This is a genomic window from Streptomyces sp. CB02923 (genome assembly GCF_001905005.1).
Taxonomy (GTDB): domain Bacteria; phylum Actinomycetota; class Actinomycetes; order Streptomycetales; family Streptomycetaceae; genus Streptomyces.
In genome coordinates, this window is record NZ_LWKZ01000029.1 from 65,179 (window position 1) to 79,386 (window position 14,208).

Sequence of the window (14,208 nt, forward strand, 5' to 3'; positions counted from 1 at the left end):
ATCCCTCTTTCAGGGTCGTGCCCTTCGCGTAAGCGAAAAAATGGGCTCTACATCATGGTCTGTACGGGTCCGGGGCGACCGGGGCTCCTTGGGGGGTAAGGAGCCCCGGCCAGGCCCGTCAGACCTCTTCGACGCTGCTCGGCTCGCGCCGGGACAGGTCGATACCGAGCTCCTCCGCGGCGCGGAAGACATCCTCGTCCGTGTCGCGCATCTCGATGGACATGCCGTCCGAGGACAGCACCTCCACGTTCAGGCAGAGCGACTGCATTTCCTTGATGAGCACCTTGAAGGACTCGGGAATGCCGGGCTCGGGGATGTTCTCGCCCTTGACGATCGCCTCGTAGACCTTCACGCGGCCGGTCACGTCGTCGGACTTGATGGTCAGCAGTTCCTGGAGGGCGTACGCGGCGCCGTAAGCCTCCAGCGCCCACACCTCCATCTCACCGAAGCGCTGGCCACCGAACTGGGCCTTACCACCGAGCGGCTGCTGGGTGATCATCGAGTACGGACCGGTCGAACGGGCGTGCAGCTTGTCGTCGACCAGGTGGTGGAGCTTCAGGATGTACATGTACCCGACCGAGATCGGGTCCGGGAACGGCTCACCGGAACGGCCGTCGAACATCCGGGCCTTGCCGGTGTCCTTGACCATCCGCTCGCCGTCGCGGTTCGGCAGCGTGGAGTCGAACAGACCAGCGAGCTCGTCCTCGCGCGCACCGTCGAAGACCGGGGTCGCGACGTTGGTGCGGGGCGCGACCTCGTCGGCGCCGATCGCCTGGAGGCGCTTCTGCCAGTCGGCGTCGCCCTCGACCTTCCAGCCCTGGCTGGCGAGCCAGCCGAGGTGGATCTCCAGGACCTGACCCGGGTTCATTCGGGACGGGACACCCAGCGGGTTGAGGATGATGTCGACCGGGGTGCCGTCCTCCAGGAACGGCATGTCCTCGACCGGCAGGATCTTCGAGATGACGCCCTTGTTGCCGTGTCGGCCGGCGAGCTTGTCACCGTCGGTGATCTTGCGCTTCTGCGCCACGTAGACGCGGACCAGCTGGTTCACGCCCGGGGGCAGCTCGTCGCCCTCTTCACGGTCGAAGACGCGGACGCCGATGACCTTGCCGATCTCGCCGTGCGGGACCTTCAGCGAGGTGTCACGGACCTCACGGGCCTTCTCACCGAAGATGGCGCGCAGCAGGCGCTCCTCGGGGGTCAGCTCGGTCTCGCCCTTGGGCGTGACCTTGCCGACGAGGATGTCGCCGGCGACGACCTCGGCACCGATCCGGATGATGCCGCGCTCGTCGAGGTCCGAGAGGACCTCCTCGGAGACGTTCGGGATGTCCCGGGTGATCTCCTCCGGGCCCAGCTTGGTGTCCCGGGCGTCGACCTCGTGCTCCTCGATGTGGATCGAGGACAGGACGTCGTCCTGCACGAGGCGCTGCGACAGGATGATCGCGTCCTCGTAGTTGTGGCCCTCCCAGGGCATGAAGGCGACGAGCAGGTTCTTGCCCAGCGCCATCTCGCCCTCCTCCGTGGAGGGACCGTCGGCGAGCACCTGGCCCACGACGACGCGCGCGCCCTCGTCCACGACGACCTTCTGGTTGAAGGAGGTGCCCTGGTTGGAGCGGGTGAACTTGGCGACGCGGTACGTGGTGTACGTGCCGTCGTCGTTGGCGACGGTGATGTAGTCCGCGGAGACCTCCTGGACCACACCGTCCTTCTCGGCCTTGATGACGTCACCGGCGTCGACCGCGCAGCGGTACTCCATGCCGGTGCCGACCAGCGGCGACTCCGCCTTGATCAGCGGCACGGCCTGGCGCATCATGTTCGATCCCATGAGCGCGCGGTTGGCGTCGTCGTGCTCCAGGAAGGGGATCATGGCGGTCGCGGCCGACACCATCTGGCGCGGCGAGACGTCCATGTAGTCCACGTCCTCGCTGGCGGCGAGGTCGACCTCACCACCGCGGCGACGGCACATGACGCGCGCTTCTGCGAACAGCATTTCCTCGGTGAGCGGCGCGTTGGCCTGCGCGATGAGGAAGCGGTCCTCCTCGTCGGCGGTCAGGTAGTCGACCTGCTCGGTGACCCGGCCCTCGACGACCTTGCGGTACGGCGTCTCGATGAAGCCGAAGACGTTGACGCGGCCGTACGAGGCGAGCGAACCGATCAGGCCGATGTTCGGGCCTTCGGGGGTCTCGATCGGGCACATGCGGCCGTAGTGCGAGGGGTGCACGTCACGGACGTCCAGGCCGGCCCGCTCACGGGACAGACCACCGGGGCCCAGCGCGGACAGACGGCGCTTGTGGGTCAGGCCCGACAGCGGGTTCGTCTGGTCCATGAACTGGGACAGCTGGCTGGTGCCGAAGAACTCCTTGATGGAGGCGACGACCGGCCGGATGTTGATCAGGGTCTGCGGCGTGATCGCCTCGACGTCCTGGGTGGTCATGCGCTCGCGCACGACGCGCTCCATACGGGCGAGACCCGTACGGACCTGGTTCTGGATCAGCTCGCCGACGTTGCGCAGGCGGCGGTTGCCGAAGTGGTCGATGTCGTCGGTCTCGACGACGATCTCCGTGCCGTTCTCGCCCAGCGTCTCGGTCTCGCCGGCGTGCAGCTTGACCAGGTACTTGATGGTGGCGATGACGTCATCGGTGGTCAGCACACCGGCGTCCAGCGGCTCGTCGCCGCCCAGCTTCTTGTTGACCTTGTAGCGGCCGACCTTCGCGAGGTCGTAGCGCTTCGGGTTGAAGTAGAGGTTCTCCAGCAGCGTCTGCGCGGCCTCGCGCGTCGGCGGCTCGCCCGGACGCAGCTTGCGGTAGATGTCGAGCAGTGCGTCGTCCTGGCCCTGGGTGTGGTCCTTCTCCAGGGTGGCGCGCATCGACTCGTACTCGCCGAACTCCTCCAGGATCTGCTCGGTCGTCCAACCGAGGGCCTTGAGGAGGACGGTCACGGACTGCTTGCGCTTGCGGTCGATGCGCACACCGACCATGTCGCGCTTGTCGATCTCCATCTCGAGCCAGGCACCCCGGGACGGGATGATCTTGGCCGTGAAGATGTCCTTGTCGGACGTCTTGTCGATCTGGCTGTCGAAGTAGACGCCCGGCGAGCGGACCAGCTGCGAGACGACGACACGCTCGGTGCCGTTGATGCAGAAGGTGCCCTTGTTGGTCATGAGCGGGAAGTCGCCCATGAAGACCGTCTGGGACTTGATCTCGCCGGTCTCGTTGTTGGTGAACTCGGCGGTGACGAAGAGCGGAGCCGCGTACGTGAAGTCGCGCTCCTTGCACTCGTCGATGGAGTTCTTCGGGGGCTCGAATCGGTGGTCGCGGAACGTCAGCGACATCGACCCGGAGAAGTCCTCGATCGGGGAGATCTCTTCGAAGATCTCCTCCAGACCGGACTTGGTGGGGACGTCCTGACCACTGTCCAGCGCAGCCTCGACGCGACCCTTCCATGCGGCATTGCCGAGCAGCCAGTCGAAGCTTTCGGTCTGCAGCGCAAGGAGGTTCGGAACCCCGAGGGGCTCCTTGATCTTCGCAAAAGAGATGCGCAGCGGGGCGGTGCTGTCGCCGTTGTTCGTATTGGCAGTCGAGGCGTTGCGCGAGGCGGCCAAGAGGGGGTCCTTCCGAGGGCTCGGACTCACTACGCGCGTACCGGTCCCGGACCGAACACAGCCGGAGGAAAGGCCCAGGTCAGGGCGGATCAGTCGGCATTGCTCGGGCTCGGGTATGCCCCTGGTGACGGGCAGGGAGCAGCTAACAGGCAGCGCAAAGGGTCAGTGTAGCCACTCGGCACACTGATGTCCAGAGCGAGTTTCCGGAGACCGGTTCAGCACCGTGATACCGATCTTCTCCCTCCGGGAGGCGGCACCCTCCGTGACGGAGGTACCCCTCTTTGTCCTTCTCAACGCCCAACGTCTTATGCCTGCCGCAAGCCGTGCGCCAACAGGCGCACCTCGATGCTTCCCTCTTCGCCGGCGATCCATGCCTCGAACCCGGATCGCTTCTGTCGTCGCGTCCTGAGAATTGCGCGCTGCGTGCGGTTCGTCAAGGCCCCCCACCCACTGGAAGATCGTCACGGGGTGCACGGGCCGGGCAACGAAGATCACCATACTCGCACGGAAGGGCGGGGCGACGCAGCCGCGGCCCGAACGCCCGAAGGCGACCACCCGCATGGGTGATCGCCTTCAGGTTTGCGAAGAGTCAGCAGACTCGCAAGGTCACTTGACCTCGACGGAGGCGCCGGCGCCCTTGAGGGACTCGGCGGCCTTCTCGGCGGCGTCCTTGGCGACCTTCTCGAGGACCGGCTTCGGGGTGCCGTCGACGAGGTCCTTGGCCTCCTTCAGACCCAGCGAGGTCAGCTCACGCACGACCTTGATGACCTGGATCTTCTTGTCGCCGGCGCCGGTGAGGATGACGTCGAACTCGTCCTGCTCCTCGGCGGCCTCGGCGGCCGGGGCACCCGGGGCAGCGGCAACGACGGCGGCCGGGGCGGCAGCCTCGACGTCGAACTTCTCCTCGAACTTCTTCACGAAGTCGGAGAGCTCGAGCAGGGTCATCTCCTCGAACTGGGCGAGCAGTTCGTCCTGGGTGAGCTTCGCCATGGTGGCGGTCCTTCCACTAATTCGGCTGGTGCCGGATGTACATTGCGGCGGGCGTGCTGAGCAGATGCCCGCTGGACTGAGGAGTGGTTACTCCGCAGCCTCGGCGGGAGCCGGCTCACCGGCACCGCCCTGCTCGACCTTGCTGCGAAGAGCGTCCGCGGTGCGGACCATCTTCGTGAGCGGGGCCTGGAAGGTCGCCGCGGCCTTGGCCATGGACGCCTTCATGCCACCCGCCAGCTTGGCGAGCAGAACCTCGCGGGACTCGAGGTCCGCAAGCTTCTTGATCTCGTCGGCGGACAGCGCCCTACCGTCAAGGACACCGCCCTTGATGACGAGAGAGGGGTTCTCCTTGGCGAAGTCACGAAGACCCTTTGCCGCCTCGACCGGGTCACCGGTCACGAAGGCGACGGCCGTCGAGCCCTTGAGGTGCTCGTCCAGCGTGATCCCGGCCTCATTGGCCGCAATCTTGGTCAGCGTGTTCTTCACCACACGGTACTGAGCGTTGTCACCGAGCGAACGGCGCAGCTGCTTGAGCTGCGCGACGGACAGTCCGGTGTACGCGGTCACAACAGCTGCGTTGGAGTTACGGAGCTTCTCCGTGATCTCCTCGACGGCTGCGACCTTGTCGGGCCTCGCCATGAGCCTCGGCCTCCTTCCGGGTGATGAGGACCGCGCAGAAGGGGCTGGGCAAAACAAACGCCCCGGCGCAGGCGCACGGGGCATGGCTCAACCGGACGAAACGGAGTTCTTCCGGGAGTTCTTCCTCGATACCTGCGCAGGCCGTCCGCAGCTAGCGGATCCTTCGGCCCCGTACGCCATTCAGGCGCACAGAGACAACCAGCGGTCTTTGGCTTCTTCGCTACGGTACGCGACCGGCCACGGCGCAGGCAAATCCGTTCCGGACCCGGCGGCGCGCCGGGCCCGGAGCGGTGCGGCCGGACGGCGTCAGGCCGTCAGCCCGCCGCCTGCGGCACCGGCGCCGGCGCCGAGCTTGCCGGTGTCGGTGACCTGCGAGGCCGGGGGCTCCTGAACGGTGACCTTGGTGCCGTAGTCGGAGTAGTAGACCGTGCTCTCCGCGCCGCCCATGTTGTTCTGGGCCTTCTCGGTCTTCTTGACGAGCAGGTCGTCGGGGCCGATCCACAGGTCGATGGTCTCGTTCTTGGTGCCGCTCTTCTTGAGCGACTCCTCCAGCGCCTTCATGTCCTTCTCGCTGAAGTCCTTGGACGCCTGCATACGGGTCAGCTCGGCCACGTCGAAGGTGGCGGTGTAGTGGGTCGCCTGGACGCCGCGCACGTCCTCCGTACCGACCTTCTTGGCCTTGCCCGACGCGATGACCAGTCCCACCGACCGCGACGGGTTGTTGTTCTGCATCTGGTCCTTGACCAGCGCGAAGGTCGGGTTCTGCTTCGCCAGCGCGTCGAAGTCGTACTTCATCCAGGGCTTGCCGCCGAGGTTGAGGTTGAGGAACATCGCCTCCGGCGTGGTGATCACCTTCATGGGCTTGCCCCCGCCCAGGCCGCCCTGCGCGGCCATCTCGGCGTTCATCCGCACGCCCTGGGCCCAGTCCATCTCGCCCTTCATGGTCCGCGCCGCCGCGCCGGACCTGGTCGTGGACTCGACCTTGGCCGACTTCTCCGCGCCGGTCTTCTCGGAGGCGGTCCGCAGGGCGGCCATGGCGGCCTGGGCGGGCGAGCCGTTGCCGCCCGCGTCGCCGCCGGCCGCCTTGTTCCCGCCGTCCTTGCCGCCGCACGCGGTCAGTCCGGCCATCATGACGACTCCGGCCGCGACCGCGGTGATCCGAGCAGTACGCACGTGTCTCTCCCCGTTGTAGATCAGCTTTTCGACTGCGGGTGAGCGTAGTGCAGAGGGGTGACAGCGCCCGCGCCGGGCCTCGGGCCGCCCCGTACGGCCCTGTGCCGGACAACGCGTCGGGCCCCGCACCTCGGCGAGGTGCGGGGCCCGACGTACGCGTACGCGCGCGCCTGCCGTCAGACTCAGACGGCGAGCACGTCCTCCTCGACGAGGAGGTTGCGGGTGCGGTTGGAGTCGACCGGGACGCCGGGGCCCATCGTGGTGCTGATGGTGGCCTTCTTGATGTAGCGGCCCTTGGCGGCGGACGGCTTGAGGCGGTTGATCTCCTCGAGCGCCGCGGCGTAGTTCTCCACCAGCTTGGCGTCGTCGAAGGACACCTTGCCGATGATGAAGTGGAGGTTCGCGTGCTTGTCCACGCGGAACTCGATCTTGCCGCCCTTGATGTCGGTGACAGCCTTGGCGACATCGGGGGTGACGGTGCCGGTCTTCGGGTTCGGCATCAGACCACGGGGACCGAGCACGCGGCCGAGGCGGCCGACCTTGCCCATGAGGTCCGGCGTGGCGACGACGGCGTCGAAGTCCAGACGGCCCTTGGAGACCTCGTCGATCAGTTCGTCGGAGCCGACGATGTCGGCGCCGGCGGCTTCCGCGGCCGCAGCACGGTCGCCGGTCGCGAAGACCAGGACCCGGGCGGTCTTACCGGTGCCGTGCGGGAGGTTCACGGTGCCGCGGACCATCTGGTCGGCCTTGCGCGGGTCGACACCCAGGCGCATGGCGATCTCGACGGTCGCGTCGAACTTGGCCGGAGAGGTCTCCTTGGCCAGGCGGACGGCCTCGAGCGGGGCGTACAGACGCTCCCGGTCGATCTTCGCGTCCGCGTTGCGAAGATTCTTGCTGCGCTTCACTGCTGCTCCTGAATGGTGGCGGTGGAGTCGTGGTGCGGGCCAGCGCCTGGCCCTGCCACGTGCCCCGGGATGCGGCGGGTGCCGCGGGGCGGATGCGGGGTGGCTGTCAGCCCTCGACCGTGATGCCCATGGAACGGGCGGTGCCGGCGATGATCTTCGACGCGGCGTCCAGGTCGTTGGCGTTCAGGTCGGGCATCTTGGTGGTGGCGATCTCGCGGACCTGGTCGGCCGTGATCTTGGCGACCTTGGTCTTGTGCGGCTCGCCGGAGCCCTTCTCCACGCCCGCGGCCTTCAGGATCATCTTGGAGGCCGGCGGAGTCTTGGTGATGAAGGTGAAGGAACGGTCTTCGTAGACCGTGATCTCCACCGGGATCACCCAGCCACGCTGCGACTCGGTCGCCGCGTTGTAGGCCTTGCAGAACTCCATGATGTTGACGCCGTGCTGGCCCAGCGCGGGGCCGACCGGCGGAGCCGGGTTCGCGGCACCGGCCTGGATCTGGAGCTTGATGAGCCCCGTGACCTTCTTCTTCTTGGGAGGCATGCTCTCTCCGGGTCCTAGTGAGAGGTTTTTCGCCTGACCATCCGGTCATCCGGATGGAGGCATACCGCACAACGATAACGGGTATAGAGGTGCGGCCAAAAACCGAGCAGGTCAGACGGTCCCCGCGGGGCTCGCCTGACCTGTTCGGAAGCAGTGGTTCCAGAAGGTGTCAGTTCTTCTGGATCTGGTCGAAGCTCAGCTCGACCGGGGTCTCGCGGCCGAAGATCTCGACGAGGCCCTTGACCTTCTTCGAGTCGGCGTTGATCTCGTTGATCGTGGCCTGCAGCGTCGCGAACGGGCCGTCGGTGACGGTGACCGCGTCGCCCACCTCGAAGTCCAGCACCTGGACCTCGACCTTGCGGGACGGCGCCGGCTTGCCCTCGGCCTCGGCGGCCTCCTTGGCGGCCTTCTCCTCGGCCTCCGGGGCGAGCATCTTGACGATCTCGTCCAGCGTGAGCGGGTACGGGTCGTAGGCGTTGCCCACGAAGCCGGTCACACCGGGCGTGTTGCGCACGACGCCCCAGGACTCGTTCGTCAGGTCCATGCGCACGAGCACGTAGCCCGGGAGCTTGTTCTGGCGGACGTTCTTGCGCTCGCCGTTCTTGATCTGGACGATCTCTTCTTCGGGGACCTCGGCCTGGTAGATGAAGTCCTCGACGTTGAGCGAGACGGCGCGCTGCTCCAGGTTGGCCTTCACGCGCTTCTCGTAGCCCGCGTAGGTGTGGATGACGTACCACTCGCCCGGCAGGGTGCGCAGCTCCTCGCGGAGCGCGGCGATCGGGTCGACCGGCTCGGCGTCCTCGACCGGCTCCGCGTCCTCGGCTTCGTCCTGCGCCTCGGCCTCGTCCTGCGCCTCGGCGTCCTCGGCGGTCTCGGCCACGGCGGCGGGCTCGTCCTCGGCCTCGACGGTCACCGCGGCCTCTTCGGCGGGCTCGCCCGCCTCGGCGTCCTCGGCGTCGAGCTCGTCCTTCTCGTCGGCGGCCTCGACGATCTCGCGAGCGCCCTCTTCGTCGGCAATCGCCGCAGCGTCGCCCTCGACCTCGGCCGAGGCAGCCGCGTCAACGTCGGCCGCTGCCGTCTCGACGGAGTCGGCGGCGTCGTTCAGGTTCGGGTCAGACACGGTGGCTGCTTCTTCCTGGCTTCAAGGGGTTGAACATGCAAAGGGGCGCCCGCAAAGGCGCCCTTCGCGGGATCAGCCGAAGACGTACTTGACGACCTCGTTGAATCCCAAGTCAATCACGGTTACGAGACCGATGACGATGACGACGAAGACGATCACCACGGTGGTGTACGTCGAAAGCTGGCCTCGTGTGGGCCACACGACCTTGCGGAGCTCGGCGATGATCTGCCGGTAGAAGAGCGCGAGACGGGCGAACGGGCCCTTCTTTCCGCGCTTGCCGCCGCGGCGGGGCTTCTTGGAGTCCGTGGTCTCGTCCTCGGAACGACCGCGCTCAGGCATGTCGATGGAGCCCAGGGCGTCCGTCACTCGTCCTCACCTGAATCCGGGTCGTTGGCCGTGCCGCGCCCGGTAGAGCCGCACGGCGGTGCATTTCAGTACGTACGCGTGCACGCGCCTCGGTGAAGAAGTGCGTGTAGCAGGGCCGGAGGGACTTGAACCCCCAACCGCTGGTTTTGGAGACCAGTGCTCTACCAATTGAGCTACGACCCTTTGTGGTTTCCCCAACCTACCGCATCCCGACCACTGCACCAGGTGCGTGGACGCTTGCGCCCTGTTGGGGGCCAACGGTCAGCGAGTGTACGTGCTTCGCGGCCGGGCGTCGAACAGAAAGCCCCGCGGTGGTGCCTTCAAACCCGTGTGCCCGCCCCGTCGGCGGTCTGGGAACATGCAGTACATGAGCGCTACTCCTCCCGCACAGTCCCCCACCGACCGTCGGGTGTCGGCCCGCGTCGGGGCGATCTCCGAGTCCGCGACCCTCGCCGTGGACGCCAAGGCCAAGGCCCTCAAGGCCGCCGGGCGCCCGGTGATCGGCTTCGGCGCCGGTGAGCCCGACTTCCCCACGCCCGGCTACATCGTCGAGGCCGCCGTCGAGGCCTGCCGCAACCCGAAGTACCACCGCTACACCCCGGCCGGCGGCCTGCCCGAGCTGAAGGCAGCCATCGCCGCGAAGACGCTGCGCGACTCGGGATACGAGGTCGAGGCGGCGAACGTGCTGGTCACCAACGGTGGCAAGCAGGCGATCTACGAGGCGTTCGCGGCGATCCTGGACCCGGGCGACGAGGTCATCGTGCCGGCCCCGTACTGGACCACCTACCCGGAGTCGATCCGGCTGGCGGGCGGCGTTCCGGTGGACGTGGTGGCCGACGAGACCACCGGTTACCGGGTGTCCGTGGAGCAGCTGGAGGCGGCCCGTACGGACCGTACGAAGGTGCTGCTGTTCGTCTCGCCGTCCAACCCGACGGGCGCGGTCTACACCCGCGAGCAGGTCGAGGCGGTGGGCCGGTGGGCCGCCGAGCACGGCCTGTGGGTCCTGACGGACGAGATCTACGAGCACCTGGTCTACGGCGACGCCGAGTTCTCCTCGCTGCCGGTGGTGGTGCCGGAGCTGCGCGAGAAGTGCATCATCGTCAACGGTGTGGCGAAGACGTACGCGATGACCGGCTGGCGGGTGGGCTGGGCCATCGGCCCGAAGGACGTGATCAAGGCCGCGGCGAACCTCCAGTCGCACGCCACCTCCAACGTCTCCAACGTCGCGCAGGCGGCGGCCATCGCCGCGGTCTCCGGCAACCTGGACGCCGTCGAGGAGATGAAGGTCGCCTTCGACCGGCGCCGCAAGACGATGGTGCGGATGCTCAACGAGATCGAGGGCGTGCTGTGCCCCGAGCCGGAGGGCGCGTTCTACGCGTACCCGTCGGTCAAGGGCCTGCTCGGCAAGGAGATCCGGGGCAAGCGCCCGCAGACCAGCGTGGAGCTGGCCGGACTGATCCTGGAGGAGGCCGAGGTCGCGGTGGTGCCGGGCGAGGCCTTCGGTACGCCGGGCTACCTGCGTCTGTCGTACGCGCTCGGCGACGAGGACCTGGTCGAGGGCATCTCGCGGGTCCAGAAGCTGCTGGCCGAGGCGAAGTAGCGCGCACCGGCACGATGTACGGGCCCCGGGGCTTTCCCGGGGCCCGCATCTGCTTTCGGGCGGGAGCTCGTTCGGGAAAGGGCCTACCGGCGCGTCGGCCCCGTACGGCAAGATCCTGGGATGGAACGTGTACGCGATGTCCGAGGGCTGCCGAAGGCCCACCTCCACCTGCACTTCACGGGGTCGATGCGGCCCTCGACCCTGCTGGAGCTCGCCGACAAGTACGGCGTGCACCTGCCGGAGGCCCTGAAGGGCGGCGAGCCGCCCAGGCTGCGGGCCACGGACGAGCGCGGCTGGTTCCGCTTCCAGCGCCTGTACGACATCGCGCGCTCCTGTCTGCGCTCTCCCGACGACATCCGGCGGCTGGTCCGCGAGGCCGCCGAGGAGGACGTCCGGGACGGTTCGGGGTGGCTGGAGATCCAGGTCGACCCGACCTCGTACGCGCCCCGGCTGGGCGGGCTGATCCCGGCGCTGGAGATCATCCTGGACGCGGTGCGCGCCGCTTCCCGCGACACCGGGCTCGGGATACGCGTCCTGGTGGCGGCGAACCGCATGAAGCACCCCCTGGACGCCCGTACGCTCGCCCGGCTCGCGGTCCGCTACGCCGACCAGGGCGTGATCGGTTTCGGGCTCTCCAACGACGAGCGGCGGGGTTTCGCACGCGATTTCGACCGGGCCTTCGCCATCGCGCGCGAGGGCGGGCTGCTGGCGGCGCCGCACGGCGGCGAGCTGTCGGGGCCGTCGAGCGTGCGGGACTGCCTGGACGACCTGCACGCGTCCCGTGTCGGGCACGGGGTGCGGGCGGCCGAGGACCCGGCGCTGCTGCGGCGGCTGGCCGAGCGGGGGGTGACCTGCGAGGTCTGCCCGGCGTCGAACGTGGCCCTGGGCGTCTACGAGAAGCCGGAGGACGTACCGCTGCGGACCCTGTACGACGCGGGCGTCCCGATGGCGCTGGGCGCCGACGACCCGCTGCTGTTCGGCTCCCGGCTGGCGGAGCAGTACGAGATCGCCCGCGCGGCGCACGGCTTCACGGACGCCGAGCTGGCCGAACTGGCACGCCAGTCGGTGCGCGGCTCGCGGGCCCCGGAGAACGTGCGGCGCGAGCTGCTGGCGGGGGTGGACGCGTGGCTGCGGGAGGAGTGAGCGGGGAGCGGGCGGCCGGTTTCGCGCCGGTCCGTCTCCCGGCCGTACAACTGCCCGGCCGTACCGCTCCCTAAAGGGTGACGCCGACCGTCACCGGCTCGTTGACCAGCGTGACGCCGAAGGCCGCGCGGACGCCCTCGCGGACCTCGCGGGCCAGCGCGAGCAGGTCCTCGGTGGTGGCTTCGCCGCGGTTGGTGAGGGCGAGGGTGTGCTTGGTGGAGATGCGGGCCGGGCCGTCGCCGTAGCCCTTGGTGAAGCCCGCGCGGTCGATGAGCCAGGCGGCCGAGGTCTTCACGCGGCCGTCCTCCGCCGGGAAGGCGGGCGGGGTGACGTCCGCGCCGAGGCGTTCGCGGACGCGGGCGAGGAAGTCGGCGTGCTGGGCCTCGGTGAGGACCGGGTTGGTGAAGAAGGAGCCCGCCGACCAGGTGTCGTGGTCCTCCGGGTCCAGGACCATGCCCTTGCCGGCCCGCAGCTTCAGTACGGTCTCGCGGGCGGTGGCGGCCGGTACCCGGTCGCCCGCGCCGACGCCGAGGGTGCGTGCGGTCTCCGGGTACTTGATCGGCGCGGACAGCCCGTCCGCGTCCTCCAGGGCGAAGCGCACGCGCAGCACGACGAACCGGCCGGGGTGCTCCTTGAAGCGGCTGTGGCGGTACGAGAACGCGCACTCGGCGTTCGAAAGGGTCACGGTCTCGCCCGCTATGCGGTCGTACGCGACCACTTCGGTGATGGTGGCGGACACTTCCTGCCCGTACGCCCCCACGTTCTGAATGGGCGTGGCACCCGCCGAGCCGGGGATGCCGGCCAGGCACTCGATGCCCGCGAGCCCGGCCTCGACGGTGCGGGCCACCGCGTCCGACCAGTTCTCGCCCGCGGCCAGCGTCAGGTCCGTGCCGTCGAGCGCGAAACCGCGGGTGGCGATGTGCAGCGCGGTGCCCTCGAAGCCCTTGTCGCCGATGACCAGGTTGCTGCCGCCGCCGATGACGAGCAGCGGCGTCCCCGACGCGTCGGCCTCGCGGACGGCCGCGACCACCTCGTCGTCCGTGGTGGCGGTGAGCAGCCGGGTGGCCGGTCCGCCGAGGCGGAAGGTGGTCAGCGGGGCGAGGGGGGCATCGGTGAGTTCCTGCACGGGCCCAAGGGTACGGGGGCGGCCCGGCCGCGCGGGCCGGGCCGCCCCCGTGAAGTGACGATCATTCGGCTCAGGCGAGCCGCACCACCGCGCGCGACATCCCCAGCACCTTCTGCCCGGCGCTCTTCGCGGTCAGGTCGACGCGCACCGTACGGGCCTGGTCGTCCAGCTTGGCCGCGACCTTGGCGCTGACCTCGATGACCGCGCCCTCGTCGTCGTTCGGCACCACGACGGGCTTGGTGAAGCGCACGCCGTACTCGACGACGGCGCCCGGGTCACCGGTCCAGTCGGTGACCACGCGGACCGCCTCGGCCATGGTGAACATGCCGTGCGCGATCACGTCGGGCAGGCCAACCTCTTTGGCGAACTTCTCGTTCCAGTGGATCGGGTTGAAGTCACCGGAGGCGCCCGCATAGCGCACGAGCGTGGCACGTGTCACAGGAAAAGTCTGCGCCGGGAGTTCGGTGCCGGCCTCGACGTCGTCGTAAGAGATCTTCGCCGCCATCGCGTCAGCCCTCCTGCCCGGCGGCGCGCGCCACCAGCTTGGTGATAGCGGTCACCACGTGGTCGCCCGCTTCGTCGTGCACCTCACCGCGGATATCGAGAATGTCGTTTCCCGCCATGGATTTGATCGCCTCGATGGTCGAGGTGACCGTCAGCCGGTCACCGGCGCGCACCGGCCGGGTGTAGGCGAATTTCTGGTCGCCGTGCACCACCCGGCTGTAATCGAGTCCCAGCTGCGGGTCTTCGACGACCTGTCCGGCGGCCCGGAAGGTGATGGAGAACACAAAGGTCGGCGGGGCGATCACATCGGGGTGACCGAGCGCCCTGGCGGCATCGGCGTCGGTGTATGCCGGGGCGGGGTCCCCGATCGCCTCGGCGAATTCGCGGATCTTCTCCCGGCCGACCTCGTAAGGAGCGGTGGCCGGGTAGCTCCGCCCGACAAAGGACTGGTCGAGCGCCATGGGCTCGCAACCTCCCTGAACTGGTCCCTGCAAGGGAAC

General features: G+C 68.5%; 13 protein-coding genes and 1 tRNA gene. 2 read left to right on the forward strand and 12 right to left on the reverse strand.

The genetic code is table 11. The features are described 5' to 3' along the window. Positions 1–118: 118 nt before the first annotated feature. The 9 genes from rpoB to A6A06_RS39860 form a co-directional block, all read right to left on the reverse strand. Positions 119–3,601: a DNA-directed RNA polymerase subunit beta gene (rpoB, locus tag A6A06_RS39815; protein WP_073769003.1), complete on the reverse strand. Its 3,483-nt coding sequence runs from the start codon at positions 3,599–3,601 to the stop codon at positions 119–121. Between the two features lie 606 nt (positions 3,602–4,207). Beyond that, the gene (gene rplL / locus A6A06_RS39825) at positions 4,208–4,591 is read right to left on the reverse strand and encodes a 50S ribosomal protein L7/L12 (protein WP_073769005.1); all 384 of its coding nucleotides are present in this window, start codon (positions 4,589–4,591) and stop codon (positions 4,208–4,210) included. An 87-nt stretch (positions 4,592–4,678) separates the two neighbouring features. Continuing rightward, on the reverse strand, positions 4,679–5,230 hold the full coding sequence (gene rplJ / locus A6A06_RS39830; RefSeq protein WP_073769007.1) for a 50S ribosomal protein L10: 552 nt from the start codon (positions 5,228–5,230) through the stop codon (positions 4,679–4,681). A 306-nt stretch (positions 5,231–5,536) separates the two neighbouring features. Continuing rightward, the gene (locus A6A06_RS39835) at positions 5,537–6,403 is read right to left on the reverse strand and encodes a hypothetical protein (RefSeq protein ID WP_079194664.1); all 867 of its coding nucleotides are present in this window, start codon (positions 6,401–6,403) and stop codon (positions 5,537–5,539) included. Positions 6,404–6,585: 182 nt separating this feature from the next. Then, on the reverse strand, positions 6,586–7,308 hold the full coding sequence (gene rplA, locus A6A06_RS39840; RefSeq protein WP_073769011.1) for a 50S ribosomal protein L1: 723 nt from the start codon (positions 7,306–7,308) through the stop codon (positions 6,586–6,588). Between the two features lie 106 nt (positions 7,309–7,414). After that, complete coding sequence (gene rplK, locus A6A06_RS39845; RefSeq protein WP_030262765.1) at positions 7,415–7,849, reverse strand: 50S ribosomal protein L11; 435 nt, start codon at positions 7,847–7,849, stop codon at positions 7,415–7,417. 169 nt (positions 7,850–8,018) lie between these two features. Next, positions 8,019–8,867, reverse strand: coding sequence for a transcription termination/antitermination protein NusG (gene nusG, locus A6A06_RS39850; RefSeq protein ID WP_242441194.1), 849 nt, complete (start codon positions 8,865–8,867; stop codon positions 8,019–8,021). A gap of 174 nt (positions 8,868–9,041) precedes the next feature. After that, the gene (gene secE, locus A6A06_RS39855; RefSeq protein WP_073769015.1) at positions 9,042–9,335 is read right to left on the reverse strand and encodes a preprotein translocase subunit SecE; all 294 of its coding nucleotides are present in this window, start codon (positions 9,333–9,335) and stop codon (positions 9,042–9,044) included. A 110-nt stretch (positions 9,336–9,445) separates the two neighbouring features. After that, a tRNA-Trp gene (locus A6A06_RS39860) sits at positions 9,446–9,518 on the reverse strand. A gap of 175 nt (positions 9,519–9,693) precedes the next feature. Between A6A06_RS39860 and A6A06_RS39865 the strand changes: the two genes are divergently transcribed. Both A6A06_RS39865 and A6A06_RS39870 read left to right on the forward strand, forming a co-directional pair. Beyond that, positions 9,694–10,935, forward strand: a complete 1,242-nt coding sequence (locus A6A06_RS39865) for a pyridoxal phosphate-dependent aminotransferase (protein ID WP_443333832.1) — start codon at positions 9,694–9,696, stop codon at positions 10,933–10,935. A 120-nt stretch (positions 10,936–11,055) separates the two neighbouring features. Further along, positions 11,056–12,078: an adenosine deaminase gene (locus A6A06_RS39870; RefSeq protein ID WP_073769017.1), complete on the forward strand. Its 1,023-nt coding sequence runs from the start codon at positions 11,056–11,058 to the stop codon at positions 12,076–12,078. Positions 12,079–12,148: 70 nt separating this feature from the next. Here the strand turns inward: A6A06_RS39870 and A6A06_RS39875 are convergent, their stop codons facing one another. From A6A06_RS39875 to A6A06_RS39885, 3 genes are all read right to left on the reverse strand, one after another. Beyond that, the gene (locus tag A6A06_RS39875; RefSeq protein ID WP_073769019.1) at positions 12,149–13,204 is read right to left on the reverse strand and encodes a UDP-N-acetylmuramate dehydrogenase; all 1,056 of its coding nucleotides are present in this window, start codon (positions 13,202–13,204) and stop codon (positions 12,149–12,151) included. A gap of 70 nt (positions 13,205–13,274) precedes the next feature. Continuing rightward, entirely contained in the window at positions 13,275–13,709 is a 435-nt protein-coding gene (locus tag A6A06_RS39880; protein ID WP_073769021.1) for a MaoC family dehydratase, read from the reverse strand. Between the two features lie 4 nt (positions 13,710–13,713). After that, positions 13,714–14,169 (reverse strand): MaoC family dehydratase N-terminal domain-containing protein, encoded by a 456-nt coding sequence (locus A6A06_RS39885; RefSeq protein WP_073769023.1) that lies wholly within the window; start codon positions 14,167–14,169, stop codon positions 13,714–13,716. Positions 14,170–14,208 lie beyond the last annotated feature (39 nt).

Excerpts from the sequence above, each read along its gene's own strand:
- rplL (WP_073769005.1), bottom strand. The coding sequence starts at position 4,591 with ATGGCGAAGCTCACCCAGGACGAACTGCTCGCCCAGTTCGAGGAGATG.
- rplJ (WP_073769007.1), bottom strand. The coding sequence starts at position 5,230 with ATGGCGAGGCCCGACAAGGTCGCAGCCGTCGAGGAGATCACGGAGAAG.
- rplK (WP_030262765.1), bottom strand. The coding sequence starts at position 7,849 with ATGCCTCCCAAGAAGAAGAAGGTCACGGGGCTCATCAAGCTCCAGATC.
- A6A06_RS39865 (WP_443333832.1), top strand. The coding sequence starts at position 9,694 with ATGCAGTACATGAGCGCTACTCCTCCCGCACAGTCCCCCACCGACCGT.
- A6A06_RS39870 (WP_073769017.1), top strand. The coding sequence starts at position 11,056 with ATGGAACGTGTACGCGATGTCCGAGGGCTGCCGAAGGCCCACCTCCAC.
- A6A06_RS39880 (WP_073769021.1), bottom strand. The coding sequence starts at position 13,709 with ATGGCGGCGAAGATCTCTTACGACGACGTCGAGGCCGGCACCGAACTC.
- A6A06_RS39885 (WP_073769023.1), bottom strand. The coding sequence starts at position 14,169 with ATGGCGCTCGACCAGTCCTTTGTCGGGCGGAGCTACCCGGCCACCGCT.